General features: G+C 68.5%; 27 protein-coding genes, 1 tRNA gene and 1 pseudogene. 13 read left to right on the top strand and 16 right to left on the bottom strand.

Translation table 11 applies throughout. The annotated features are described in order from the left end of the window. Positions 1-63: 63 nt before the first annotated feature. Positions 64-1,044, top strand: coding sequence for a 3-isopropylmalate dehydrogenase (leuB, locus tag NL114_RS01555; protein ID WP_254823048.1), 981 nt, complete (start codon positions 64-66; stop codon positions 1,042-1,044). 19 nt (positions 1,045-1,063) lie between these two features. Here leuB and NL114_RS01550 read toward each other — a convergent pair whose 3' ends face one another. The 3 genes from NL114_RS01550 to NL114_RS01540 form a co-directional block, all read right to left on the bottom strand. Next, a complete protein-coding gene (locus NL114_RS01550; RefSeq protein WP_254823047.1) occupies positions 1,064-1,543 on the bottom strand; it encodes a DUF5799 family protein in 480 nt (159 codons plus the stop codon). A 280-nt stretch (positions 1,544-1,823) separates the two neighbouring features. Beyond that, on the bottom strand, positions 1,824-2,501 hold the full coding sequence (gene phoU, locus NL114_RS01545) for a phosphate signaling complex protein PhoU (protein ID WP_254823046.1): 678 nt from the start codon (positions 2,499-2,501) through the stop codon (positions 1,824-1,826). A gap of 53 nt (positions 2,502-2,554) precedes the next feature. After that, the gene (locus NL114_RS01540; RefSeq protein ID WP_491543635.1) at positions 2,555-2,791 is read right to left on the bottom strand and encodes a DUF8029 family protein; all 237 of its coding nucleotides are present in this window, start codon (positions 2,789-2,791) and stop codon (positions 2,555-2,557) included. Positions 2,792-3,144: 353 nt separating this feature from the next. Between NL114_RS01540 and NL114_RS01535 the strand changes: the two genes are divergently transcribed. Then, complete coding sequence (locus NL114_RS01535; protein WP_254823044.1) at positions 3,145-6,297, top strand: adenosylcobalamin-dependent ribonucleoside-diphosphate reductase; 3,153 nt, start codon at positions 3,145-3,147, stop codon at positions 6,295-6,297. Between the two features lie 160 nt (positions 6,298-6,457). Here NL114_RS01535 and NL114_RS01530 read toward each other — a convergent pair whose 3' ends face one another. After that, on the bottom strand, positions 6,458-7,009 hold the full coding sequence (locus NL114_RS01530; RefSeq protein WP_254823043.1) for a hypothetical protein: 552 nt from the start codon (positions 7,007-7,009) through the stop codon (positions 6,458-6,460). Between the two features lie 152 nt (positions 7,010-7,161). Between NL114_RS01530 and NL114_RS21720 the strand changes: the two genes are divergently transcribed. From NL114_RS21720 to NL114_RS01520, 3 genes and pseudogenes are all read left to right on the top strand, one after another. Further along, the gene (locus NL114_RS21720; RefSeq protein WP_350355388.1) at positions 7,162-7,278 is read left to right on the top strand and encodes an HVO_2523 family zinc finger protein; all 117 of its coding nucleotides are present in this window, start codon (positions 7,162-7,164) and stop codon (positions 7,276-7,278) included. A gap of 268 nt (positions 7,279-7,546) precedes the next feature. After that, positions 7,547-8,212 (top strand): sensor domain-containing protein, encoded by a 666-nt coding sequence (locus NL114_RS01525; protein ID WP_254823042.1) that lies wholly within the window; start codon positions 7,547-7,549, stop codon positions 8,210-8,212. Between the two features lie 174 nt (positions 8,213-8,386). Continuing rightward, positions 8,387-8,677 (top strand): annotated as a pseudogene (locus tag NL114_RS01520) (zinc ribbon domain-containing protein); the annotation flags it as partial. Positions 8,678-8,725: 48 nt separating this feature from the next. Here NL114_RS01520 and NL114_RS01515 read toward each other — a convergent pair. Next, complete coding sequence (locus tag NL114_RS01515; RefSeq protein ID WP_254823041.1) at positions 8,726-9,382, bottom strand: TVP38/TMEM64 family protein; 657 nt, start codon at positions 9,380-9,382, stop codon at positions 8,726-8,728. A gap of 221 nt (positions 9,383-9,603) precedes the next feature. On the opposite strand from NL114_RS01515, the gene NL114_RS01510 reads away from it, so the two are divergent. Beyond that, complete coding sequence (locus NL114_RS01510) at positions 9,604-10,032, top strand: hypothetical protein (protein WP_254823040.1); 429 nt, start codon at positions 9,604-9,606, stop codon at positions 10,030-10,032. A gap of 56 nt (positions 10,033-10,088) precedes the next feature. Here NL114_RS01510 and NL114_RS01505 read toward each other — a convergent pair whose 3' ends face one another. From NL114_RS01505 to NL114_RS01495, 3 genes are read right to left on the bottom strand one after another with little or no spacing between them, the layout of a single operon-like run. Continuing rightward, on the bottom strand, positions 10,089-10,406 hold the full coding sequence (locus NL114_RS01505) for a DUF8036 family membrane protein (protein WP_254823039.1): 318 nt from the start codon (positions 10,404-10,406) through the stop codon (positions 10,089-10,091). After that, entirely contained in the window at positions 10,406-10,723 is a 318-nt protein-coding gene (locus NL114_RS01500; protein WP_254823038.1) for a winged helix-turn-helix domain-containing protein, read from the bottom strand. The genes NL114_RS01505 and NL114_RS01500 overlap by 1 nt, the downstream gene beginning before the upstream one ends. Continuing rightward, positions 10,723-12,279 (bottom strand): molybdopterin-dependent oxidoreductase, encoded by a 1,557-nt coding sequence (locus tag NL114_RS01495; RefSeq protein ID WP_254823037.1) that lies wholly within the window; start codon positions 12,277-12,279, stop codon positions 10,723-10,725. The genes NL114_RS01500 and NL114_RS01495 overlap by 1 nt, the downstream gene beginning before the upstream one ends. A 147-nt stretch (positions 12,280-12,426) precedes the next feature. On the opposite strand from NL114_RS01495, the gene NL114_RS01490 reads away from it, so the two are divergent. Then, positions 12,427-12,837, top strand: coding sequence for a DUF5830 family protein (locus tag NL114_RS01490; protein ID WP_254823036.1), 411 nt, complete (start codon positions 12,427-12,429; stop codon positions 12,835-12,837). 55 nt (positions 12,838-12,892) lie between these two features. Here the strand turns inward: NL114_RS01490 and NL114_RS01485 are convergent, their stop codons facing one another. After that, positions 12,893-13,846: a DUF7115 domain-containing protein gene (locus NL114_RS01485; protein WP_254823035.1), complete on the bottom strand. Its 954-nt coding sequence runs from the start codon at positions 13,844-13,846 to the stop codon at positions 12,893-12,895. Positions 13,847-14,004: 158 nt separating this feature from the next. Between NL114_RS01485 and NL114_RS01480 the strand changes: the two genes are divergently transcribed. Further along, positions 14,005-14,135: transfer RNA gene (locus NL114_RS01480), tRNA-Met, on the top strand. 78 nt (positions 14,136-14,213) lie between these two features. On the opposite strand, the gene NL114_RS01475 is transcribed toward NL114_RS01480, so the two are convergent. From NL114_RS01475 to NL114_RS01460, 4 genes are all read right to left on the bottom strand, one after another. Then, the gene (locus NL114_RS01475) at positions 14,214-15,134 is read right to left on the bottom strand and encodes a DUF5995 family protein (protein ID WP_254823034.1); all 921 of its coding nucleotides are present in this window, start codon (positions 15,132-15,134) and stop codon (positions 14,214-14,216) included. Between the two features lie 41 nt (positions 15,135-15,175). Continuing rightward, positions 15,176-15,586: a DUF8060 family membrane protein gene (locus tag NL114_RS01470; protein ID WP_254823033.1), complete on the bottom strand. Its 411-nt coding sequence runs from the start codon at positions 15,584-15,586 to the stop codon at positions 15,176-15,178. Beyond that, entirely contained in the window at positions 15,583-16,593 is a 1,011-nt protein-coding gene (locus NL114_RS01465; RefSeq protein WP_254823032.1) for a DUF7490 domain-containing protein, read from the bottom strand. The genes NL114_RS01470 and NL114_RS01465 overlap by 4 nt, the downstream gene beginning before the upstream one ends. 127 nt (positions 16,594-16,720) lie before the next feature. After that, positions 16,721-18,076 carry a tryptophanase gene (locus NL114_RS01460; RefSeq protein ID WP_254823031.1) on the bottom strand — a complete coding sequence of 452 codons (1,356 nt, stop codon included), beginning with the start codon at positions 18,074-18,076 and terminating at the stop codon, positions 16,721-16,723. Between the two features lie 186 nt (positions 18,077-18,262). Here NL114_RS01460 and NL114_RS01455 point away from each other — a divergent pair, with 186 nt between their 5' ends. From NL114_RS01455 to NL114_RS01445, 3 genes are all read left to right on the top strand, one after another. Then, on the top strand, positions 18,263-19,360 hold the full coding sequence (locus tag NL114_RS01455) for an aminopeptidase (protein ID WP_254823030.1): 1,098 nt from the start codon (positions 18,263-18,265) through the stop codon (positions 19,358-19,360). A gap of 125 nt (positions 19,361-19,485) precedes the next feature. Then, on the top strand, positions 19,486-19,875 hold the full coding sequence (locus tag NL114_RS01450) for a hypothetical protein (RefSeq protein ID WP_254823029.1): 390 nt from the start codon (positions 19,486-19,488) through the stop codon (positions 19,873-19,875). Between the two features lie 183 nt (positions 19,876-20,058). Further along, positions 20,059-20,526: a hypothetical protein gene (locus tag NL114_RS01445; RefSeq protein ID WP_254823028.1), complete on the top strand. Its 468-nt coding sequence runs from the start codon at positions 20,059-20,061 to the stop codon at positions 20,524-20,526. Positions 20,527-20,551: 25 nt separating this feature from the next. Here the strand turns inward: NL114_RS01445 and NL114_RS01440 are convergent, their stop codons facing one another. Next, positions 20,552-21,193: a cysteine hydrolase family protein gene (locus NL114_RS01440; protein WP_254823027.1), complete on the bottom strand. Its 642-nt coding sequence runs from the start codon at positions 21,191-21,193 to the stop codon at positions 20,552-20,554. A gap of 38 nt (positions 21,194-21,231) precedes the next feature. Continuing rightward, a complete protein-coding gene (locus NL114_RS01435) occupies positions 21,232-23,310 on the bottom strand; it encodes a heme-binding protein (RefSeq protein ID WP_254823026.1) in 2,079 nt (692 codons plus the stop codon). Between the two features lie 110 nt (positions 23,311-23,420). On the opposite strand from NL114_RS01435, the gene NL114_RS01430 reads away from it, so the two are divergent. Continuing rightward, positions 23,421-23,642: a hypothetical protein gene (locus tag NL114_RS01430; protein ID WP_254823025.1), complete on the top strand. Its 222-nt coding sequence runs from the start codon at positions 23,421-23,423 to the stop codon at positions 23,640-23,642. Between the two features lie 167 nt (positions 23,643-23,809). On the opposite strand, the gene NL114_RS01425 is transcribed toward NL114_RS01430, so the two are convergent. Next, positions 23,810-24,019, bottom strand: coding sequence for a cold-shock protein (locus tag NL114_RS01425; RefSeq protein ID WP_254823024.1), 210 nt, complete (start codon positions 24,017-24,019; stop codon positions 23,810-23,812). Between the two features lie 163 nt (positions 24,020-24,182). On the opposite strand from NL114_RS01425, the gene NL114_RS01420 reads away from it, so the two are divergent. Further along, a complete protein-coding gene (locus NL114_RS01420) occupies positions 24,183-24,452 on the top strand; it encodes a DUF7571 family protein (RefSeq protein ID WP_254823023.1) in 270 nt (89 codons plus the stop codon). Positions 24,453-24,598: the final 146 nt, after the last annotated feature.

Genomic DNA, 24,598 nt, shown 5'->3' with positions numbered 1-24,598 from the left:
TGCCGAACCGCGTCGCTTGCGCGGACCGACACCCTCTTTCGCCGGCCCCGCGGACTCCGTGGCATGACAGACGAAATCGTCGTCATCGAGGGCGACGGTATCGGACAGGAGGTCGTTCCGGCCGCAGTCGAGGTGCTGGAGGCCGTCGACGCAGACTTCAGGTTCACACACGCCGACGCGGGCGACGCCGTACTCGCGGAGACGGGCGAGGCGCTCCCGCAGGCGACCTACGACGCCGTCCAGGCTGCCGACGCGACGCTGTTCGGCGCGGCCGGCGAGACCGCCGCCGATGTCATCCTCCCACTCCGGGAGGCCGTCGGCTCGTTCGTCAACGTCCGGCCCGCGAAGGCGTACCCGGGCGTGGACGCGCTCCGGCCGGAGACGGACGTGGTCTTCCTCCGCGAGAACACCGAGGGCGTGTACGCCGGCCACGAGGACCGGCTCTCCGACGACCTCTCCACGCTGACGCGCGTGACGACCACCTCCGCCTCCGAGCGACTGGCGGAGTTCGCGTGTGATTACGTCGCGGACCGCGACGTGGACGGCTTCCACGTGGCGCACAAGGCGAACGTGATGCGCGAGACGGACGGCCGGTTCCGGGACGCCGTCGTCTCGGTGGCCGACGAACACGGCGTCGAGGCCGAGGAGGTGTTGATGGACGCGTTCGCGACCCGGCTCCCCCTGGACCCGACGGCGTTCGACGTGGTCGTCTGCCCCAATCTCGCGGGCGACGTGCTGAGCGACCTCGCCGCCGGCCTCGTCGGCGGACTGGGGCTGCTGCCATCCGCCAACATCGGCACCGACAACGCGCTGTTCGAGCCGGTCCACGGTACCGCGCCCGACATCGCCGGGCAGGGTGTCGCCAACCCCGCCGCGACCATCGTCTCGGCGGCGATGCTGCTGGAGCACCTGGGGTACGACGAGGCCGGCGCCGACGTGCATGCAGCGGTCGAGGCCGTGCTCGCCGACGGGCCGCGCACGCCGGACCTCGGCGGCGACGCCTCGACCGAGGACGTGACGGCCGCGGTGCTGGAGCGGCTGTAGGAACCGAGAGAGCCGTTCGCTACTGCTGTTCGACGTAGGCCGTGCGGATCTCCTCCCAGCGGCCGTTCGATTCGAGATACGCCTGGAGCTCCGTTGCGTAGGCGTCGGCGAGGCGCTCTGCCTCCCGGAGCTGGTCCTCGTCGATCTCCTCGACATCGTCGTCGCCGTCGAGCCCGAGCGCGCCCTTCACGGAGTCGAGGATGCCGCTCCCGCCGCCGGAGTCCGGGTCCCGGCCGGCGGCCATCGCGGCCTGGGCCTCGCGGGCCCGCTCCAGCTCAGGGAGCACCTCGCGAAGGCTGTCCGTGTTCGCCACCAGTTCGGCGGTCTCCTCGTCGCCGGCGCTCTCGATGTCGAACTCGACGGCGGTCATCACCAGTCCCCACTCCTGCCGTGAGAAGACCGACCGGTCGACCTCGCTGGAGAACTCGCTGTCGACGGCCATCCGGGCCCCGACGATGCGGTCCGACCACGCCGTGCTGTCGGGGTCGTCGTCTGTCATGGGCCGCCGTTCGGGCTTCGGGGCAATCAGCGTTGTCCCCCGGCCGTCTCGAATCTGGACGCTCTGGAGCCATCGCCCGACGGAGCCGTGACCTGTAACACGGACAACAGGACCGCGACCGTGATACAGACAACAGTCCCTGCGTACGCGCGAGCGAAGCGAGCGCGTTTCGCCGGCCGGAACGAGCGGAGCGAGTGGAGGCCGGAATTTTTTCTGAACGTTTTTTGCGCCGAGAGGTTCGCCGGCTCTGCCGGCGAACCCGAGGCGGAAAAAAGCTCGTCTAGTAGATGAGCTCGTCGTCGTTCTCGATCATGTACAGCGTCCGGGCGGCGATGTTGACGGCGTGGTCGCCGACGCGTTCGAGGTCGCGGATGGTCAGGAGGAGCCTGGAAACGTCGTCCATGAGGGCGTTCACGTCGGTGTCCTCGGGGTCATCCAGCTCCGTCTCGATGAGCGAGCGGACGACCTCGTCGGAGGCGTGTTCGCACTCGGCGTCGACCTCGTCGTCGCGTTCGGCGACCCCGCGGCAGGCCTCCGGTGACTCCTCGGCGTAGGCCGCCATCGCGTCCTCGAGCATCCCCAGGACGGCGTCGCCGATGCCCTGCACGTCGACATCGGGGTAGCGCTCCTCGCCGGCCTCGAGCGTGTAGTCGCCGATGTTGGTCGCGAGGTCGGCGACCCGTTCGAGGTCGGTGATGATCTTGAAGGAGGCGGCGATGAAGCGGAGGTCACTGGCGACCGGCTGCTGCAGCGCGAGCAGGTCGATGCAGTCCTGCTCGAGGTCGAGATACATCTGGTTGATTTCGCCGTCACCCTCGATGACCTCCCACGCGGTCTCCTCGTCGCGCTGGGCCAGCGCCGACAGCGCCGTCCGGAAGCGTTCGATGACCACCTCGCTCATGTAGAGCACGTCCTCGCGGAGTTGCTCTAGCTGCGACTGGTAACTCTCACGGGGCATAGTCGCAAGGAAGCCATATCCCCGTATATAAATTGGGTCTCGTCAGTCGGTCGTCAGACGCCGACGGCGCCGGGAATGCCGACCAGTCCGACGAGGCTCTGGAGTGGACCGAGCAATCCGAGGAACCAGAGCGCGGCCACCACGATAGCGGCGATGATGGCGATGCGGATGGCCATCTTGAGGACGAACCGGACGACCACGACGGCCAGGAGCGCGAGTATCACTGCTCCGATAAGTCCGACGGGGGACGCGAGCGCGCCGAGTTGTAACGGTGCAAGCACGGGAAGCATGTTTCGGTTCACACTGCCCGTCGAGGTAAGCGTGTCGGCCGTCGGACGAGCGGCTTGCAACCCCCCATCACTTCCAGTCGAAATCGTGCTTATGTCCGGTGGTTCCTGGGGCCCGATCTTCACTTTCACTTCGGTTTGGCCACGTTCATTAACGCAGGGGCAGTCACAACAGGTCGTGTCGCGCGGATGCCCGCGCGAGGCCAGTCATAGCGAGTTGGTACAGTGCCGACAGTTCAGTATCATAGATCTGACAGACGCCCGTGCTACCGAGGGTTAATCGGTAGGGAGCGACAACACACCACCATGACATACCATCCGGATTTCACTCTTGTACGAGGAGGGGGACGGCAGCGATGAGCGCGGAGACACCCGATGCGGACGCCGACGAGGTCGTGCTCCCGGTCAAGCGGACCGAGGGCGACACGATGGAGGAACGGCTCACGGGGAACGCCTACCACAACATCCTGCCGGCACGCTATCTGAAGAAGGACGCCGACGGGAACTTCGTCGAGGAGCAGGAGGACCTGTTCCGGCGGGTCGCCAACAACATCGCGCTCGCCGAGGCCGTCTTCGAGGCCGAGCGCCGGGACATCGAGGTCACGGTCACGCCGGACCTGCTGAAACCCGACCACCCGCGCCGCGACGAACTGGCCGCGGAGGTCTTCGGGGAGGGGACGACCGCCGCCGACGACGCGGAGACGACGCTCGACATCCACAACGTCAACAAGTTCTCCTACGAGACGCTCGTGCCGGAACTCCCGGACGAGATCCAGAGCCACGTCGAGTCGACGGCCGACGAGTTCCAGACGCTGATGGAGCAGCTCTCCTTCATCCCCAACTCGCCGACGCTGATGAACGCCGGCGACGAGCTCCAGCAGCTCTCGGCCTGCTTCGTCGACTCGCCCGGTGACGACCTGACCGACATCCACCAGACCGCCAAAGAGGCCGCCGAGGTCTTCCAGTCCGGCGGCGGCATGGGCTATGCTTTCTGGCAGCTTCGGCCGTACGGCGACCCGGTCGGTTCGACCGGCGGCATCGCCAGCGGCCCGATGACGTTCATGGAGACGTTCGACCAGATGTGCGAGACCATCGCCCAGGGTGGCGCCCGGCGGGGCGCCCAGATGGGCGTGATGCGTGTCTCGCACCCTGACGTCATCGAGTTCCTCCACGCGAAGAACAAGGACGTCTCGCTGGCCCACACCCTGCGGCTGAACGACCCCGACGACTACACCCACACCGACTTCTCCGACGCGCTCGCTGAGGCCCGCGAACTCATCGACGACGAGGGTCGCGTGCCCGAACACCTCCGTAACGCCGTCGAGGGCCACCTCTCGAACTTCAACATCTCCGTGGGCATCACGGACGACTTCATGGAGGCCCTGCAGAACGGCGAGGAGTTCACCTTCACCAACCCCCGGACGGGCGAGCCCCACATCGCCACCGAGGAGACGAAGGAGATGTACGGTCGCTACGGCCTCGGCGACCACGTCGAGCCGGGCGAGGAGCTCTCCATCGACCCGCAGCTCATCTGGGACCGCATCGTCGACGGCGCCCACCAGAACGGCGAGCCGGGCGTCATCTACCTCGAGCGAGTCAACAAGCAACACTCGTTCGACGTCGAGGAGCACCCGGACCACCGCATCCTCGCGACGAACCCGTGCGGCGAGCAGCCCCTCGAGGAGTACGAGGCCTGCAACCTCGGTCACATCAACCTCTCGACGCTCGCGGCCCACGACTCGCCGGACTGGCGCGTGTTCAAGGACAGTCGCCCGGACAGCGAATCCCTCGAGGACTCCGTCGAGGCGTTCCTGCAGGAGTCACTGGACATCGGCGAGTTCGAGCGTCGCATCGAACTCGGGACGCGCTTCCTCGAGAACGTCGTCACGATGTCGGACTTCCCCGTCCCGGAGATCGAGGAGAAGGTCCGGGAGATGCGGAAGATCGGCCTGGGCATCATGGGTCTCGCACAGCTGTACATCCAGCTGGGCGTCCGCTACGGGAGCGAGGAGGCCAACGAGATCGCCCGGCAGGTCATGATGAAGATCAACCACGACTCGAAGTGGGCCAGCCACAAGCTGGCCGAGGAGCGTGACTCCTTCGCGGAGTGGGACAACTCGAAGTACGCGAACCCGACCGAGTACGCCGACTGGTTCGAGCACCACACCGGCCTCGACGCCGACGAGTGGGCGGACGGGTTCCCCATCCGGAACCACAACACGACGACCATCGCGCCGACGGGCACCACCTCGATGGTCGGCAACACGACGGGGGGCTGCGAGCCCATCTACAACGTCGCCTACTACAAGAACGTCTCCGACGACGTGCAGGGCGACGAGATGCTCGTCGAGTTCGACGACTACTTCCTCCGGACCCTGGAGGCCAACGACATCGACGTCGACGCCGTCAAGGAGGAGGCCAAAGAGCAGATGGCTGCCAACGAGTTCGACGGCGTCGAGGGCCTCGAGACGGTCCCGACGGCCATCGGCGAGCTGTTCGTCGTCACCTCGGACCTGACCGGCAAGGAGCACGCCGGCGTGCAGTGTGCCTGCCAGGACGGGGTCGACTCGGCCATCTCGAAGACCTGCAACTTCCCCAACACCGCCACCAAGGAGGACATGGACGAGGTGTACCGCTACATCTACGAGAACGGCGGGAAGGGCGTCACCGTCTACCGCGACGGGACCCGCTCGAAGCAGGTCCTCACGACCCGTGCGGACAATGCCGAGTTCTCGGAGATGGACGAGTCCGAGGCCGCCGCCGCGATTCTGGAGCAGGTCGACGAGGCGTTCGGCGGGCTGGCGGCCTTCCTCGACAACGAGGAGGTCCGCGCGCAGGCCGAGGCCGACGTTGCGGCCCTGCTGGAGGACGCGGGCAGCAGCGAGGTCCAGATGGGCGAACTGCAGGCCCGGCCGGACACGCTCCACGGCGTCAGCCAGCGCGTGAAGACCGGCTACGGCAAGCTGTACGTCACCATCAACGAGGACCCCGAGACGGGCCAGCCGTTCGAGGTCTTCGCCAACATCGGCCACTCGGGTGGCTACACCAACTCCTTCACGGAGGCGCTGGGCAAGGTCATCTCGACCGCCCTCCGCGCAGGTGTCGACCCCGAGGAGATCGTCGACGAACTCCGCGGGACGCGCTCCCCGAAGGTCGCCTGGGACAAGGGCGAGCAGATCAACTCCATCCCGGACGCCATCGGGACGGCGCTCAGCCGCTACATCGAGGACGAGATCGACAAGCCGTACCCCAAGCAGACCAGCCTGGACGAGGCGGTCGATGCGGACGCCTCCACCAGCACCGGGACGCCCGAGCCCGAGAACGAACCCCCCGAGCCGCCGACGCCGGAGACGGACGGCGGTGCCGGCGCTCGCGCGGCCGACCAGGGCGACACCCAGTCGCTCATCGAGGCCGGCGAGAGCCCCGAGTGCCCCGACTGTGGCGGCATGAACCTCTACTTCTCGGAGGGCTGCAAGACCTGCGAGTCCTGCGGCTGGTCCGAGTGCTGACGGCGTAAGTTCACGAACTCGGACCTCTCTACCATTATTCGAGATATTCTAGATATATCTGCGAATTTTCAACCACTGTCTCGATAACGTACAATCATTCCGATAGGAGGGCAGATTCGGCGAGCGGAACGCAGCCGTCGAGAACTGCACGGTGGTCCGGCTACTCGTCGCAGAGGCCGTCGTTGTCGCGGTCGTTGTCCTCGTTGTAGTCCGGGTCGCCGTCGTTCGTCCCGCAGCCGTCGGCGGCGGTGTCGCCGTCCCGGAACCCGCCGCCGACACGGTCGTCATCGTCGTACGAGGGCCCATCCGCGAAGGTCGTGGTGTCGTTCACGGGAGTCTCGGTCGGCTGAGTGCCCAGCGTGTCCAGTGACTCATCGGCGGTACTGTGGGCCGTGTCGGCGACGCCCAGCACGACGCCCGGGCCGGCGACGATCAGGAAGACGACGAGGCCGAGGCCGATACCCCCGGGGACCGTGCGGCCGAAGAAGCTGAGACCGCCAGCCAGGAGCCCTCCGACACCCAGAAACAGCGCTCCGAGTGATGCGACGAAGCTACCCGCGAGGAGGAGGCCGACTCCGGCGTGGATCTGCGTGAGTCCCACCCCGACGGCGCCGAGCGTGAGGAGGTTCTTCCGCCGCCATATCAGATCCGTCAGGAACAGCCTGATGACACCGCCGAGATTCCTGCGAAGTCGCCGCCGCAAGTGGCCCATTGGTACACCTGTGGAAAGCGAACGCATAACGGCTTGGATGAGCCAGTCGCCGTCGTGGCTGCTGGTCACGGCACCGAACGCCGAGGCCCGGGACCGACGCCACGACCGGAGCCGGTCGTCGGATTGAGGTACGGTGGGCTCGAACCGCGGGTATGAGCGGGCCGCCGACCTGTCCGATGTGCGAGGCCGACCTCTACAAGCGGCACTGCAAGTACGTCTGCCCGCAGCACGGCGTAGTGATGGACTGCGGGGATACCTTCTGGACCTGAAACTCGCTGGACCCTCCGCATCCTGAGGGACCGGGCGTGAGATGCATCGGGGCAGTGTACCGGTTCCGACGCCAGTCAACACAGTCCCGTCGAAGACAATCCCCGAGTGGACGATATCGAACTGTGGGACGGCGTACACTGTCAGTCCTCGAGCAGTCACACGAGTAGAACAGGGGCGGTACGATTCGATGTCCCTCCGCCGGGGAGATCCACGCACAGCCGCTCGTTGTTCCTGTAATTTAATATCGGGCTGTTCGATGGTTGCTTTATGCCCTCCACTGACGGACATCAACCCACGCTTCGGGGCAGTCTCGAAGCTATACTCGGTCCGGTACTCTCTCGGCGGACGTACAGGAACCTGGCCTATCTCATCCTGGCGTTTCCACTCACGATGCTGTACTGGTCCCTGTTCGGCTTCGGCATGTTACTCGGGTCTCTACTCTCGGTCGTGCTCGTGGGAATCGCCATCCTGGCGTTGATGCTCTTCGTCGTACGAGCGTTCGTCACGCTGGAACGTTGGCTGGCGAATTCCCTGCTTACCGTCTCACTGGAGGCGCCGGATGATGTCACCAGCGGTGGTGGGGCTGCCGGAGGTTTCCGGGGATACATCGATGCGGCGAGCACCTGGCGGGGATTCGGATTCCTGTCGTTGAAGCTCTTCCTCGGTATGATCGGGGTCGTGCTTGCCTACGGGCTGGTGCAGGGATTGACACTTCTGTCGGCAGGGGTGCGCCGCCCGCTCGATGTCAGTTTCGGTGAGGTGAATGGTGACCCAGTGATCTGGACGATCGGGACAGTCCCCGAGACCGTTCTGGCGATGGGAGCCGGCGCGATTCTCGTACTCCTCGTGATGCATCTGGCTAACGGATTCGCGTACGTTGCCGAGCGAATGGCTCTATCTCTACTGGGAGATCCGGTGGAGTCAGCTGACTGATAGCGTACCCAGAACTGTGAGCGATTAGCGAACCACTCATCCCGTGAGCCTCCAGCGGTGCAAACGCCTCGTGCCTCGGCACGAGTCCGGTAATGGTCAGGAGTTCTTCCAGCGTACATACAGTCCCCCAGCGAGGCAGCACACTGCCACGAGCAACAATCCGCCACTCAATACATCCCTGAGCGAGACACGAGCAAAACGTGTTGCGTCTGCGGTAGGAAAGACGACAGTCAGCGTGTCGAACGCGGATTGTACGTCTGCGAGGAACACGACGATGCGTTCAACGCTGACGTGAACGGGGCGGAGAACATCCGTCTCGATAGCAACGACGAACGTAACTCCGAGTCTTCGGCCACGTTGGCTGGGGATAGGAGTACCGGCTGGTTGGCACAGCCCGGAGTCTACCTTCACGACTTGTCCAGCGGATTCCAACCGCAGGCACAAGTGGTAGACTGCAAACCCTAATATCCCAAACGCGGTCGGGATTCCTCCGCGTTCACGCGGAGGAGGATGTCAATCCACCGGCGAGCCACGCCGCTTGCGCCACCGCCGGTAGAGCGGCCCGCCGAGCACGAGCACGGCCAGTGCCGCGAGTCCGACGACCAGTGGGAAGCCGCCCCCGACGCCCGCCACGGTGAGCCGTTCCAGTGACGCGCCCAGCAGGACGGCTGCGACGACCCAGGGGAACTCCCCGAGCGCCGTTCCGAGGACGAACCGGCCGGGCGAGAGCCCCGAGAGTCCGGCGCCGTAGGAGACGGGGTCCGGCGGGAGCGGCATCAGCCGCAGTCCCGTGAGGCCACGGATGTCGCCGGTCGCGGCGAAGAAGCGCTGGCCGGAGTCCCCGGCGCGGGCGAGCAGGCCCCGATTCCCGGTCCGTCGTGCCAGCAGATAGGCGGGTGTACACGTGACGACGGCCCCGAGAAGTGCGACCGGGATGGCGACGGGGCCGTAGAGGAAGCCCAGCAGGATGGAGAGCGCGCTGATGGGCCACGCGACGAGCGGCCGGAGCAGGTACGCCGCCAGCAACGCTGGCGCGAACAGGAGCGGCCGGGCTGCGAGCGCGTGGAGCTGGGTGACGGCGCGGTCGGGGGACGCGAGGAGCGCCGCCGCGAGGACGACCCCGCCGAACAGGGCCGCGCCGAACAGCTGTCGTCGGGTCGCGCGCTGCACGTGCGGGGTGTGTGGAAGGGTCGGTATACGTTTTCTGACCGACCGGCGGGACACGGCGGTGCTCGGACGGCCGTACAGGACAGAGAGGTGAGTGCTGTGCAGGGTGGCTCGTGGCTCGGTCTTCAGGATACACCCGCTGCGTGACCACTCCTACTGTGGGACAGCTCGCAGCCCGCCAGCACCACCTTCTTTTACCGACAGTCGCTACCTCAAGCACGGCGATGTCCCGCTCTGACCCCTCCCTGAGCCAGTCCCTCCGCTCGACGATCGGTGCCACGTACGACTTCCTAATCGCATTTCTTGGCGGTGTCTTCGTCGTGTTCCTGTCGCTCCAGACGGTGAATGATGCCGCTGGCATGCCAGTCTCCGAGTCACTGGTCGGCGCAGTCGCACTCGTTCTCGCGTTCGGCGCTTCCTACCCGCTCGTGGCAGGCCCGTGGTCGCTCGACCGGTTCACCGAGTTCGTGCTGACCTTCTTCATCGCGGTGGTGGGGCTCGCGCTGCTGTCCGCGATTCCATTCATCGCCGTCGGTGGTGTCCCGAGTGACTCGCTTATCGCTGGAGTAGCGAAGGTCGCTGTCGTCGTGGGAGCGCTCGCGATCGCTGTCGTGGATACGTACTTGCGACCGCTCTATGCAGGAACGGCGTGAACCTGATCTCCCGAGACCACACCGGGACAGACCAGTAACTGCGCATGCCAAGTCCACTACTGCATCGTCACGTACGTCAGGAAGCCGACGGCCAGCAGCTCCAGTACCCGCAGGACGACGACCGTCTGCTGGGCGACCGCCTCGCCCGAGTACAGCATCTGGGTGGAGACGAAGAAGTAGACGGCGACCAGGTTCTCGGTCAGCAACAGCCCGCCGAAGGCGGCGAGCCCCGCGGTCATGGGGGTCCGGAACGTGCGGTAGTTCCGGAGCCAGACGACCGTCAGCGCGGCCAGCATGAGGGCGTTCAGTACGGAGATACCGGTCGCAGCCAACAGCCACGGCGCCATGGCCGGCATCGACGCGAGCGGCAGCATCACTCCACACCCCTGCCGGCATCGCCGGCCTCGACGGCGACGTGGTCGACGGTCTCGAGGACCCGCTCGTAGACGCCACGGTGCTCCTCGAACTCGTCGGTGAGCCGGTAGACCGCGCCGTAGTCGTCGCCGTTCCGGACGACGACCTCGTGTTCACGGAGCGTGTCGAGATGGTGCCGGACGGTGTTGTAGTCGATGCCGAGCGCCTCGGCCAGCCGGTTGGCGTTGCGCGGCTGTTCGTCGAGCGCACGGACGATGCGGCCCCGGTTCTCGCTGCCACGCGTCCCGGCCAGCAGGTACCACAGTGACTCCTCCATCAGTCCACCCTCCGTGAGACCCAGCCGCTCGGCCCGCTGGGGTAGGGGCCGCTGTCCTCCTGTGGCTGCAGCGTTCCCTCGCCGTCCACGGCCCGCACCACCACCTCGTGCGTGCTGCCGGGCGGCTCGTACTCGTACTTCCACTGGCGCCACACGGCGCGCCCGGGCAGTTCCTCCGTCAGGTCGGCCTCGTTCCAGGTGCTCCCGCCGTCGGTCGACACCTCGACGGTCCGGATGCCACGCGTCCCGGCGTATGAGTGGCCGGCGACCTGCTTGCGACCGTCCTGACGGTCGTTCACGGCGTACAGCTTCGCGACGGTGTTGACCGGGCCGGTGCCGTGCCAGCCCTTCTGCTCCCAGTAGCCCTTCGCCGGCTCGTCGAGGATCTCCAGTTCGTCGACCCACTTGACGTGGATCTCCCCCCAGTGGCCGGGGACGACGAGCCGGGCCGGGTAGCCGTGCGCCCGCGGCAGGAGGTCGCCGTTCATCCGGTAGACGAGCAGCGACTCCCGGAGCGCCGCCACCGGGAACTCCTCGAAGAAGCTGTCGGCGCCCCTGGCCATCACACAGCACCGGTCCGGCACGTTCGCCGCCTCGAGCAGGTCGCCGACGCGGACGCCCTCCCAGAGCGCGGTGTCGGTCTTCTTCCCGTTGAGCCGCTCGCCGACACAGCGCAGCGTCGAGAACTCCAGCGTCGACTCGCGCTCGATGATGTCCTGATAGTCGAAACTCGTCTCCTCGGGGACGGCGCCCGTGACCGACAGCGACCAGTCCTGGGCCTGGACCTGCGGGTTGACGGAGCTGATGTCGACGTGGTAGAACTCCTCGCTCACCAGCGGCTCCAGCCCGTCGATGTCGAAGCTCTTCTCCTCGGCTTCGGCCAGCAGCATCTCGGTCTCCGTCGGCGCGGGAGTCTCACCCGCCGCGGCCTGTGCGTCCGAGCCGCCGTCCCCGCTGCCGTCCTGCCCCGCGGCGGGTGTGGGGGGCGCAGCCGGTCCGCCGGACGATGTCCGCCGGTTCCCGAGGAACCAGCCGGCCGCCCCCAGTCCCGCGAGCCCCGCGAGACTGGTGACGACGCGGCGCCGGTCCGGCGACGGGTCGTCGGCCCGCGTCATGCGGCCCGCGAGTCCCGCCAGGCTGACCACCAGCGCCGCGGCCAGGCCCGCGCCCAGCGAGAGGACCGGCCGCCCGGTCAGCGCGACGGTCGCGCCCCACACGGGGATACCGGCGAACGGCCCGGCGAGCGGCCGCAGGCCGGCTTGCTCGGCGATGGCCCGCCCCAGGCCGGCGAGCGTCCCGAGGACGAGCACGGCCAGCAGCGTGGCGCCGATGAGGCTCAGCTGCTTCCCGAGGTCGCCCAGCACGACGATGGCGAACGTGATGAACACGCCGGGGATGTACCGCGCGAGGACGGTCTCGACCGGCGCGACGACGTACGAGGGCGTGAAGCCGGCCGCCGCGTACGACCCGGCGACCGCCGCCCCCCCGGCTGCCAGCGCGACGAGCGCCACGACCCACCGCTCGCGGGCCGCCGCCGTGAGTTCCTGTCGCTTCATTACCCGAGATGGGGAGTGCCTCCCGTATACGCGTTCTTCAGACTCCCTCCGGTCTCCGTTGGGACACCGGCTAGAGTTCGTCTAGAATTCGTCTCGGTTTCGGCCGTGGGCGACAGGTTTTCGTCCGCGCCGGTCCCGCTCGGGCGTATGGCGCGCGACCGGCGCGGTGGCGACAGAACGCCCCCGGACGAGGGGGGCACCGACGACCACCCGGTCGAGCTTGGGGTCCAGCTCCTGGAACGGCTGGAGCACGCCGAGCTGTCGCTGGCCGAGCTGGTCGACCGTATCGAGACGGTCACGACCCACCCCGCGACGACGCGGGCCATCATCGAGGAGGCCGAGAAGCGCGGCGTCATCGAGCGCGAGGGGGACGCCGTGAAGCCGACGAGCGGGCGCTTCCTCGCGTTCGAGAGCGAGGTGGTCGAACGGAGCGGCGACTACGAGTGCGAGCGCTGCGGGAAGTCCCTCTCCGTCGGCCACTTCATCCGGCTGGAGGCGGGCGAGCTCGGGCCGTTCGGCTCGTCGTGCATCCAGAAGGTCACCGGGCGGCGCGACTGAGGGCCCGGCCCCGGTCGCGGCCGCGGTGGCGGTCGACGGCGGCCCTGCTCAGTGCTCAGCGCCCGCGTCGGAGTTCGTCCACCAGTTGCTCGATGGTCTCCTGCTGGCGCTCGATGAGCTCCGTCTGCTCGTCGACCTTCGCCTCCAGCGCCTCCAGCCGGCTGAGGACCTCCGTATCGGTCGCGGAGACGAAACCGTCGGCGCCAGCCGGAGCCTCGGCCGTCGTGTCCGTATCCACGTCAGCGGACCCGTCGGCGTCCGCCCCGGCCGCCGCCGTGGCAGGGGCGTCGCCGTCCCCCTCGCCATCGTCGATGAGCGAGTCGATGCCGCTGTCGGCGTAGTCCGGCCCCGTCTCCTCCTGTTCGGGTTCCTCGGGAGCGATGGCCTCGTTGAGCGCCGCGAGCGAGTCGGCATCGTGGAAGGCGAGGACGGCCTCCTCGATGGTGCGTCGGACCTCGGATGCCCGGTCGTTGGGCACCTTGATGCGCTCGGGCCGCCCCGCCACGGCGATGACGATCTGCATCGCGTGGCCACCCTCCTCGAAGTCCAGGCGCGTCAGGTCGGCGTACGGGTAGGCCTCGTAATCCTCGGACCAGACCGCGCCGCCGACGTGCTTGAGCAGGCGCTCGGTCCCGACGACGACCGTGAGTTCGTTGAAGCGGTAGACACCGCGAACCTGCTCGTCCTCGGCGAGCGCCCCCGTCGCGCGCAGGTGGGCCGACAGCACCGTCTTGATGACGTCCTGTGCGTAGCTGGAGCCGACCGCGAACGACTCCTCGCGGTCGTAGTAGTGCAGTGTGAACGAGGTTCGGCGCCGGCCCTGCTTCAGCTCCAGCCGGTCGAACCCGTGCTCGTGTTCCCCGACGGACTCGTCGCTGAGCAGGCCGTCACCCCGATAGACGAGCGTCCGCTGCGGCGTGACGAAGACGCCGTCGTCACCGCCGATACTCACCGACGCGAGGACCGACTCCCCGTCCAGTGCGTCGGCCACGAGGTCCGGAACGTCCATGCCCGAGGGTCCCCCGGATTCGGCATAAATCCGGGGGTGACCCCCACCCGTCACTGGCGAGCGTGCGGCCGCCCCCGGAACCCGGCGCGGCCGCCGTCGTCGGGTCGTGGCACCCAAACAAGAACGTTCAAGAGGCCGTCCCGGTTACGAACGACTGCGCCCGGGTGGCTTAGTTGGACATAGCGCCGCACTCATAGGGTAACACCACGAGCGGCACCCCGCGTGTCGGAGGCTGCCTGCCTCCACCTGAGACATGCGGAGATCGCGGGTTCGGAGCCCGCCCCGGGCACTTCCTACCTCTCGCGAGCGACATCGCCGGCGCTCGCGCCGGTGGAACCGTATCGAACGGCCCCAGCCGTCGGGCCGCTCAGACGGCGGTGTCGTCCAGCGTCGTCTTCACTCGCTCCAGCACCGTCTCGAGGTCGAGGCCGTCGCGTTCAGCGGCCCGGAGTCGCCCCACGAGCGCGGGGTCGAGGTCCGGGCCCCGGACGAGGAAGGCGGCCCCGGTCGCGGTCGTTCGCAGGACCTGTCGGGCGAGCGCCCTGACGGGTGACCAGGGAGCGTCGGCGAGCACGACGGCGATTCGCCAGGCCTGCTCGCGGCCCTCCGTCATCGAGCGCAGGGTGAGCGTCTCGTCGAGCCGGCCGAGTGCCCTGTCGATATCGTCGACCTCGGGCGCGTAGAGCTCCGCCAGCGCGGTCTGCTGGGCGTCGACCAGCCGCGACAGGATGTCGTCGATGGCCCGGTGGTCGGCGTACTTCCGTTCCCGGTCGGGGTCGATTCCCACGTCGCGGAGCGCGAGCGCGAGGTCGTAGTTGATGTGTGCGTTCACACCGAGGAAGGCGTCCTGGACGACGAGGCGGTCCGCCCGGCGTGCGGTGCCGAACGCGACCCGCCAGGGGTCGGGAACCGCACCGAGCCGGCCGCGCTCGAACGCGAGGAACGCCCGCCGGTAGTAGTTCGCGAACGTGGTGGTGTACTCTCGCATCCACGCGGCATCGACGAACCGGCCGTCCTCGATGCCGTCCCGGACCGCGCGCGTCATCCGCTCGTAGATGGTGAGGAAGACGGCCCGGCGGTCTCCGCGGGCCCGGAGCCGCGTCTCGAGGTCGGCGAGCTTCTCGACCGCCGCATCGACCGAGTCGAACGGCGCCGCGACGGGGACGATGAGCTCGGAATCCGGCGATTCGGGCGGCTCGAACGTTCCGAGGTCGCCACGAAGCGCGAGCCACGCCGCTCGTGCCGTGGTGGTGTCGACCAGCCCTGGGGCCGCTGTGTACCAGTGCATGTGGGGATGGCGCTCTGTCGGCGGTCGAAACGCGGCGTGGGTCAGCCGGCCACCTTCCGGATCTCCCAGGAGATGCCGACGGCCGCCACGAGCAGCACCACCAGGTTGAACGCCGCCTGGAACAGGGGCCGGTACTGTCGGGCGACCCAGATGTCGATGGCGTTCGAGGCGGCGAAGTAGAACCGGAGCGTCGCCACCAGCGCCAGTAGCGTCAGACCGCCCAGCAGCGCGTAGCGGGCGTATCTGACGAGGTCGCTTGTGCCCTCGTTGGAATCATCGTCGGAATCGTCGGTCGGAGCGGTCTTCGCCGTCGCCGCGGTCGCGTCGGTGGTGTCGGGGGACATGGATTGGTCGGGAGGCTGGTTCTCGGGCGGGTCCGCGTTCGCATTCGCGTTCGCGTTCCTGTCCGCGTCCGTGGTCGATTCGGGGGCGCCCGGTTCGTCGTCGCTCATCGCGACCACCTCCGGGTCAGCAGGGCGGCGCCGAGCAGTGCGACGACGGCGAGACCGGCACCGAAGCCGGGCTGCCCACCGCTGCCGAGGGCCGTCTCCGTCCGCGGCGGCGCGCCACCGCTGCCGCCGCCGTCGCTCTCGAAGTCACCGGCCTCGAACTCGACCTCGCGGCGGGTCTCGTTGACGGAGATGGGCTCGCTCGGGTCGAGGTTCACCGCGCCGCGGGCGGTGTCGACGACCACGCCGTCCCGGTACAGCACGGCGTCGACGTAGTAGTTGTACTCGGCGGGGACGGTCACGGTCGTCGCGGGCGAGGCGGTGCGGCCCGGCCGGACGGTCCCCACGTCGACGGCGGTTCGGGCCGCGACGACGTTCGATTCGGCCTGCCGGAGCGTCACCTCGACGCGAAGGCCCTCGGACGCCGTGTCGCCGCGGTTGACGAGCGACGGCGCCACGCGCAGGGTCGTCCGGTCCTCGCTGGCACTCTCGACGCCGACCGACAGCGCCGGAAGTGCCTCCTCGTCGGTGAACGCGACGGTGCTCCGGGCGTACGCGGGCGTGAGGGCATCGAGCCCCGACACCGTGCGGCGGGCGGTGTCGACGCGCCGGTCGTCCGTGTAGACGATGGCCTCGATGTGGTAGCCGCCCTCGCGCTCGACGGTCAGGTTCGCGGAGACGGGGCGCTCCCCCTCGGTCGTCACGTCGCCGACCGCGACGCGACGGGTGGTCTCGACCAGGCCGGACTCGGAGTCGACGGCGCGGAACACCACGGAGACGTTCGGCGTCGTCGGGCCGTCGTGTCGGAGGTACGGGGTCACTCGCAGGGTGGCGGTCTCCCCGTCGACCTGCCCGGGCGCGATGGGCATGTCGACCACGCGGAGGGGACCGGGTCGCTCGGGGTCGTCGGCCGAGGGGTCCGTGATGGCCCCGGGGACGACCGCGGCTGACAGGAGGGCGACCACGACCACCCCGACGGCGCCGGCCGCCAGGATGCGCTCGCGGTTCATGTGTGTACGTATGGCACCCACCGACGACGGGATAAGCTTTCAGGGGGAGTGGAGGCGGCTCACGGTCGTGGGACCGGACGACACCGCTCGGGCGTTCACCCGTCCGGCGACACGAGGGTCGTGACCGCTACGTCAGCGGCCGGAGCTCCGCGGAGAAGTGCCGGAGCTCCTCCATCGGCGGCTCGCTGACGACCTCGTAGCCAGCGAGGCTGGTGGCGTGGTCGGCGACGGCGGCCGCCGTCTCGACCACGTGTTCGAGGTGGTCGCGGGCGTAGGTCCGGCGGGGAACCGCGAGGCGGACGAGGTCGGGCCGGTCGGTCCCGGGGAAGGCGAACTCGCCGAGTTCCACCCCGCGGACGCCCCCCTCGCGGTAGAGGTCACAGACCACCGCCTGTCCCGGGAACTCCTCGCTCGGAACGTGGGGACACATCGTTCCGGCGTCGATGTAGACCGCGTGGCCCCCGGCCGGCTGGACGACGGGGACGCCGGCCGCGTCGAGGCGCTCCCCGAGCCACCGGACCTGCCCGACGCGGTCACGGACGTACTCCTCGGTGACGGCCTCGCGGAGACCGACGGCGACCGCCGCGAGGTCCCGGCCCGCCATCCCGCCGTAGGTCGTGAACCCCTCGTAGAGGATGGCGCGCTGCTTCGCGCGCTCGAACAGGTCGTCGAACGAGGGGTCGTCCCGGACCCCGACGAAGCCGCCGGCGTTGGCGAGACCGTCCTTCTTCGCGCTCATGATGCAGGCGTCGGCGTACGAGAGCTGCTCGCGGGCGACTTCGGCGACGCTCGCGTCCGCGAACTCGGGTTCGCGCTCGCGGACGAAGTAGGCGTTCTCGGCGAACCGGCAGGCGTCGATGACGAACGTCGCGCCGATATCGTCGCAGAACGCCCGGACCTCGCGGACGTTCGCCACGCTGACGGGCTGGCCGGCGGCGGAGTTGTTGGTGACCGTGACGACGACCACGGGGACGCGCTCTTTGCCCACCTCGTCGACGACCTCGCGGGCCCGCCCCACGTCGAAGTTCCCCATGAAGTCGCCGCTCGTCGCGGGGTCGAGCGCGCCGTCGACCGGGCAGTCGACGGGCTCGCCGCCGTGCTCGACGACGTGGGCCCGTGTCGTGTCGAAATGGGTGTTGTTGAGGACGACATCACCCGGCTCGACGAGACAGCCGTAGAGGACGTTCTCGGCCCCGCGGCCCTGGTGAGCGGGCACGATGCGGGAGAAGCCCAGCACGTCGGAGACGGCCGCCTCGAGGTCGGTGAAGCTCGCGCTGCCGGCGTAGGCCTCGTCGCCCTGCACCATCGCCGCCCACTGGGCGTCGCTCATCGTCCCCGTGCCGCTGTCGGTGAGGAGGTCGACGTAGACCGCGTCGGAGTCGAGGTTGAAGACGTTGTGCCCGGCCCGGTCGAGCGCGGCCTCGCGCTCCTCGCGGTCGGGGAGCCGGATCGGCTCGACCATCTTCGCTCTGTACGAGCGCATGCGCCCTGCCAGCGGCGCCAGCGTGATAGTAGTCGCTGCGGTGACGTGTCTGCTGGCGGATGGAACTGGCGGACGGCGACCGGTCGTGTCCGTCGCCGGTGGGACCTGCGTGGATGAGTTTCACCGTCCGACAACCGCTGCGGTCCCGCCCGGCGCCCTTTTGGTCGGGCGTGCCGACCGCCCGGCATGGACGAGCGCGTACGCGAACACGCGAGGACGCTGGTGGACTGGAGCGCCCGCATCGAGGCGGGCGACGACGTGGTCGTGCAGGTCGGCGAGGGGGCCCACGACCTCGCGGTCGCCGTGGCCGCCGAGCTCGGCGAGCGTGGGGCGAACCTGGTCACCCTCTACCAGTCCGGCGAGGTGTCCCGGGCCTACCTCCGGGCGCACGACGGCGAGTTCGAGAGCGACCCCGAGTACGAGCTCTCGCTGTACGAGAACGCGGATTCCGTTCTCTCGTTGCGAGCCGACCGCAACGCGACCGCGATGGCCGACGTGCCGAGCGAGCGGTCACAGGCCAGCAGTCGGGCTCGCCAGGGCATCCGCGAGGCCCGGCTCGCGACCGACTGGGTGGCGACGGTCCACCCGACGCGGGCGATGGCCCAGTCGGCCGGGATGAGCTACGAGGCGTACCGCGACTTCGTCTACGACGCGATGCTCCGGGACTGGGAGTCCCTGGCCGAGGAGATGGCCCAGCTGAAGACGATTCTCGACGAGGGCGATACCGTCCGGTTGCAGAAGGCCGGCGGCCCCGTCGAGACCGACCTGACGATGTCCATCGCGGGGCGGACGGCCGTCAACTCCGCCGCGTCGGTCACGTACGATTCGCACAACCTGCCCTCGGGCGAGGTGTTCACCGCCCCCTACGACACGGCGGGCGAGGTCTTCTTCGACGTGCCACTGACCGTCGAAGGCCAGCGCGTGCGCGACGTACACCTCTCGTTCGAGGGGGGCGAGGTGGTCGACTGGAGTGCCGAGCAGGGCGCGGGCGCCCTCGAATCGGTCCTCACCACGGACGCGGGGGCCCGCCGCCTGGGCGAACTCGGCATCGGGATGAACCGCGGCATCGACCGGTTCACCGACAGCATCCTCTTCGACGAGAAGATGGCCGAGACGGTCCATCTCGCCGTCGGCCGGGCGTACGACGACTGCCTCCCCGAGGGAGAGTCGGGCAACGACTCGGCGGTCCATCTCGACCTCATCACGGACATGAGCGGTGAGTCCTCGCTCACGGTCGACGGCGAGGTGGTCCAGCGGAACGGCCGCTTCCGCTGGGAGGAGTGACGCGCCGAGGTCCGAGCCCCGAGGTCCGAGCCCCGAGTTCCGGGCCCCGACCGTCGGCGACTGGGGGTCTGCCACCGGATAACAACAAAGAAACAGTTTTCAGTTGTCGTGGACTCGGCCCGTGTATGTCGACGAGCGACGAGGGGGGTGTCGGTGGGCCGCTCGGTCCGGTCTGTGCGTTGCGACGGACGGTCACTCGCGAGGGCGTTTCGCTGCAGCGTGACGTGGAGGAGTCGCTGCTCGAGGAGATCGAGCGAGCCGAGGACCGCTGCCGCCGTGTGCGCCTCTCCTCGCACTACGCGGCCGTCCGCGGGGTCGACCAGGTGGAGACACTCCACCCGGACGAGGAACCGCCGACGGACCCGCTGTACGACGGCGTGGGCCGCACGTTCGAGATCCTCACCGACCTCGACGACCGCGCCCGGGAGTCGGCCATCACGACGGTCGAGACGGCTGCGACCCTCTCCGAGCGGCTGACGCGCCGGCTGCTGTCGCCGGGGCTGGACCCGAACTGACCCGAACCGACCCGAGGGCCCGGGAACGTGCCGTCCTGTCTCGCCCCGCTCGGTCCTGTCGACCGATGCCGCTTTCCGCTCGTTGATTACCGGATAGTATCCCGTTAACAACGTTCCACTGTCGGCTCGCTGTCCGACACGGTGGAAAACCTTATACAATACCGTCCTGTTTTAGGAGGCTGTATGGTATCGGATGACGCGGATCGGGGTGGCCTGTTCGGGCCGGTCCTCTCGATGCAGCGCTCCCTCGTTCGTGGTGGGCTCGGCGTGCAGCGCACGGTCGCGGAGGACGTTCTCGACGGTATCGAGAACCTCGGCGACCTCAGTCGCCGGACGCGGCTCTCCTCGCACTACGCGGCCGTTCGTGCCGTCGACCAGATCGAGGAGGCCCACCCCGACGACGACGCCGCGCTGGACACCCTCTACGACGGGGTCGGGCGGACGTTCGAGCGGCTCGCCGAGGCGGATGCCCGGGCGACGAGCGCCATGAGCGACGCCGTGGAGACGAGCGCCGACGTGACCGAGGAGCTGGGCGAGCGCTACCTCGAGGTGAGCGAGACGACCTGCGGGCCGCTGGCCGACCAGCTCGGCGCCGCCGAGTCCGACGCAGAGCACGCCTACGGCTACGAGGGCGCCGCAGCCGACGACTGACGCGACTCCCGCCGCGACCCCCAGTTCAGCCGACGAGCCACTCGACCGTGTCCGCGGTCTCTCGGACCGCCACACCGATGTCCTCCAGTTCATCGATACCACGTTCGTACACCCTGGAGGTCGCGTCGGGAACGAAGACCAGGCGGTAATCCCGCTCGCTCGCCTCGTAGATGGTCGCTCGTGGACAGTTCGGGAAGTTGCAGCCACAGACGACGACCGTGTCCACCGACCGAGTCGCGAGGAACTCCTCCAGGCCCGTCCGATGGAAGGCGCTCCATCGTGGCTTGTACATCAGCCACTCCTCGGGCCCGATGTTCTGGAACTCGCCACGTAGTAGCTGCGCAGCGTCGAGACGGACATCGGCCGATGGTTTCAGTTCACCCACCAGTTCGGCGCCATCGGTCCCGGGCCGAACGATCTCCGCCCCGGATTCGATATCTTCCCTCCGGCACCGGTCGACGTTCGACCCGTCCTGCCTGTAGAGCCGGACCACGTGGATGATCGGAGCATCCGCAGCCCGGAACGCCTCGACGAGCCGTCGCATCCGTGGGACCGCCTCGGCAGTCCCGTCGACCGCTGCCGGGGACCCTGGCCGCGTGAAATCGGCCTGCACGTCGATTGTCAGCAGTACAGCACCGTCACGATGTGGTCGGACGTACTCGTCCATGCTGTACCGTCCCACTCGATCGAGATAAAACGGCGTCCTCAGGCCAGGAAGACGTGTCGCGGCCGGTCGGCCAGCACCTCGCGGCCCCACTCGACCGTATCGCGGAACGCGTCCGAGCGGAAGAACGCCATCGCGTCCTCGCGCGAGCGCCACTGGCTCGCGATGAACATGTCGTTCTCGTCCTCGCGGTTGACCATCAGGTCCGTATCGAAGTGGCCCTCCATGTCGGCGAGCATCCCGCCCACGTCGGCGAACGTATCGACGAACTCGTCCCGGTAGTCGGGCTCGACGGTGTAGAACATCCCCATCGTGCCGAAGCCGGACTCCTCGCCGGCCCGCTCGACGATGCCCGGGAGGTCGGCGAGGAAGCCACTCGCGGTGTCGGCCGCGTCGGCGGTGTCCCAGATACTGACGACGGCGGTTCGGTCGCCCGTCCCCTCGTCCGCGTCGCCGCCCTCGCCGGGCGCGCCACGCGCGTCGTACAGCGCGGTCTTGACGTGCGTGTCGTAGTGGTCGAACCGCTCGCGCATCCCGTACACCTCCTCGGCCAGCTCCTCGGCGTCGGCCTCGGAGTAGAGGACGACCGCGTAGACGTCCTCGCCGTGGGGCTGGCCGGCGTAGACATCCAGGTCCTCGAGTTCCTCCCGGAGCGATTCGGTTGCCTCGTCGTCGGTGCCCGCGGTACCGTCCTCCGCGTCCGCGTCGCCGTGTTCGCCGTCGGCCTCGTCGGCCGCATCCTCGTCCGCGGCGTTCTCGCCGCCCGGGAGCGGGCCGCCGACGCCGCGCTCGATGTCGGTCAGGTCGCCGAGGAAGCCGCTCGCGGTGTCGGCCGCGCGCTGGTTCGCCCACAGACTGATGGCCACCGAGCGCCCCTGGTCGGCCCGCACCGTCGTCAGGACGTGCGTGTCGTAGTGGTCGAAGTTGCTCCGGAGCCCTTCGACCTCCTCCATCAGCGCCTCCGCGTCGGCGTTCGAGTAGAAGACGAGCCCGTAGCCCGCCCCGGAGTGGTCGCCGGCCTCCACGCCGAGACTCTTCATCTCCCGCCGGAGCGCCTCCTGCTCGATCTCTTCGTGTGGGGCTTCGTCCGGCGTCTGCGGCCGGCCGCCGCCACCGGTGTCGGGATGGTCGCCGTCCGAGTCGTCGCTCGCCTCGGCTGCGTCACCATCCTCGCCGCCGGCGTGGGGATGGCCTTCCCCCTCGCCCCCGTGTGCGTGGCTGGGCGCTGCCGATTCGTCGCCGTGCGCGGCCGGAGACTCGTCCGTACCCCCGCTCACGGCCGCGTGTCCCGCGTCCGCACCCTCGCTCGCTCCATCGCTCGGGACGGCCTCGCCCGCGAACAGCGCGGGCAGGTCCGTCGGTGAGAACCGCTGGCCGAAGTAGAACGTGCCGAACTCGGCGTAGCGCGAGGAGGAGGGGTCGAACCGCATCTCGTACAGGAGCTTCTTGATCTGGGTCGGGTCGTCGGCGAACAGCGTGACGCCCCACTCGTGGTCGTCGAGGCCGACGCTCCCGCTGATGATCTGGGTCACCTTGCCGGCGTACTGGCGGCCGATGTCGCCGTGGGCGCTCATCAGGTCCGCACGCTCGTCGAACGGGAGGTCGTACCAGTTGTGGTCCGGGCCGCGGCGCTTGTCCATCGGGTAGAAGCAGACGTGCGCCATGTCCGGGATGTCGGGGTGGATGCGCTGTCGCATGTAGCGGCGCATCCCCGCGTCCTCGACGTTCTCGAGGCCCTCGTCGAGGTCGTCGTGCATGTAGCCCGAGACCTCCGTGACCGAGAGGTACGAATCGGCCTGCTCGGTGAAGCCGCCGAGTACCGTCCGCTCGAACGCGCGCTCGGCACGGTCCAGCGCCGCCAGCGTCGGCCGGAGGTGCAGCACCATGAAGTCGGCCTTGTGCCCGACGACGGAGAATACCGCCGTGCCGCCGTCCTCGCCGTCGACATCGGCGAGTGCTGCGTGGCGTTCGAGGTAGTCGACACCCTCGTCCAGCGCCGTGTGGCGCTCGCGGTCCGGTGCGTCACGCCACGCGTCCCAGTCCACGCTGCGCAGGTCGTGCAGTACGTACCAGCCCTCCTCCGTCGGCGGGGCCCGACGGCGTTCGGCGTCGTCGCTCATACCCCACTCTTGCCCCCCGGTGGTCAGGGGTCTTGCGGTTCGCGTGCGTTGGGTCGCCCCCGGGAGAGCCCGGCTGAACGCTTTTGTTGCAGGTCCACGTAGGCCGAGGCATGCTCCGTCGCATCTTGGCCTGGCTGACCGGGCGCGGCGACGACGAGCCCGAGGACGCGGCCGACGACGAGAGCGGCCGGTTCGTCCCCTCCGAACTCGACATCTCGGTCCGGGAGGCCCACGGCTCCGGGCGGGCCGAGGCAGAGCGCGAACTGGCCAGCATCGAGGCGCAGGCGCGACTGCTGGAGGAGAACGAGGACCAGCACGAGCACGAGCGCTGAGGTCACTCGGTCGGTCGACCGCAGCACCGCCTGTGGCCGTGGCTCCGGAGCCGGTGGAGCCCGAGCGAGGAGTCGCGTCGCTCGGGAGTGTGAAAGAACGGAAACTGCGAACGGTCACGCCCATCGCGCGCTGCGGCGGGGAGCCGTCGGTACTGTCTGCGAAGGAGTTACTCGACGCGAACGAGGTTCGCCGCGCGCGGGCCCTTCGGGGACGACTCGATGTCGAACTCGACCTCCTGGCCCTCCTGCAGGTCCTCGCCGCCGACGTCGTCCATGTGGAAGAAGACGTCCTCGTCGTCGTCCAGGTCGCCGTCGTCAGTAGAGATGAAGCCGTAACCGCCAGTGTCGTTGAAGAAGTCAACTTTTCCGGTTGCCATTGCGAATAGACGTAACGTGGTCGCGGGGATAACCCTTCCGAGGGTCGAGTTACCACGACCCCCGACGACGCTGGGAGTGGACAGGTCACGGGGAATCGCCTGCACACTTCGCCGCGGGGGGCAAGGCTTTGTGTGACCATCACATGGGGAGAGACGCATCGCCATGAAACCGTGTCAGAACTGTCAGGCGGTCATCGACGAGTACATCCTCGACAAACAACTCGAACCCCTGCGCGACCTCACGGTCGACGATTTCAACGTCTGCGCGGACTGCACGACGGTCGTTGCTGATGCGTGCGTGGAGTGTGGCGGCGCGGTGTACGTCCCCCGGAACATGGGCGGGACGCCGGACTACTGCCCGGCGTGCCGGTCCGACCTCATCGGTCGGACGGGTGAGGACCCCGGCTGGCATTGCGAACCCATGTCCTCCTGAACGGCAGCCCCGGTCCATGAACGGCGGCTCCGGCTCTCTTATTTGACCGCGGTGTATCGCTCGCGAGCGGCCGTGCGACGGAACTGCTGCTCCTGCTGTCACATCGCTCTGATACGTGAACACACCGCAAGGTGAACTGGCCGTTT

The sequence above is a fragment of the Haloglomus halophilum genome (genome assembly GCF_024298885.1).
GTDB lineage: Archaea > Halobacteriota > Halobacteria > Halobacteriales > Haloarculaceae > Haloglomus > Haloglomus halophilum.
The sequence above is the reverse complement of the archived record's forward strand: the minus strand, read 5'-3'. Positions and strand labels throughout refer to the sequence as shown.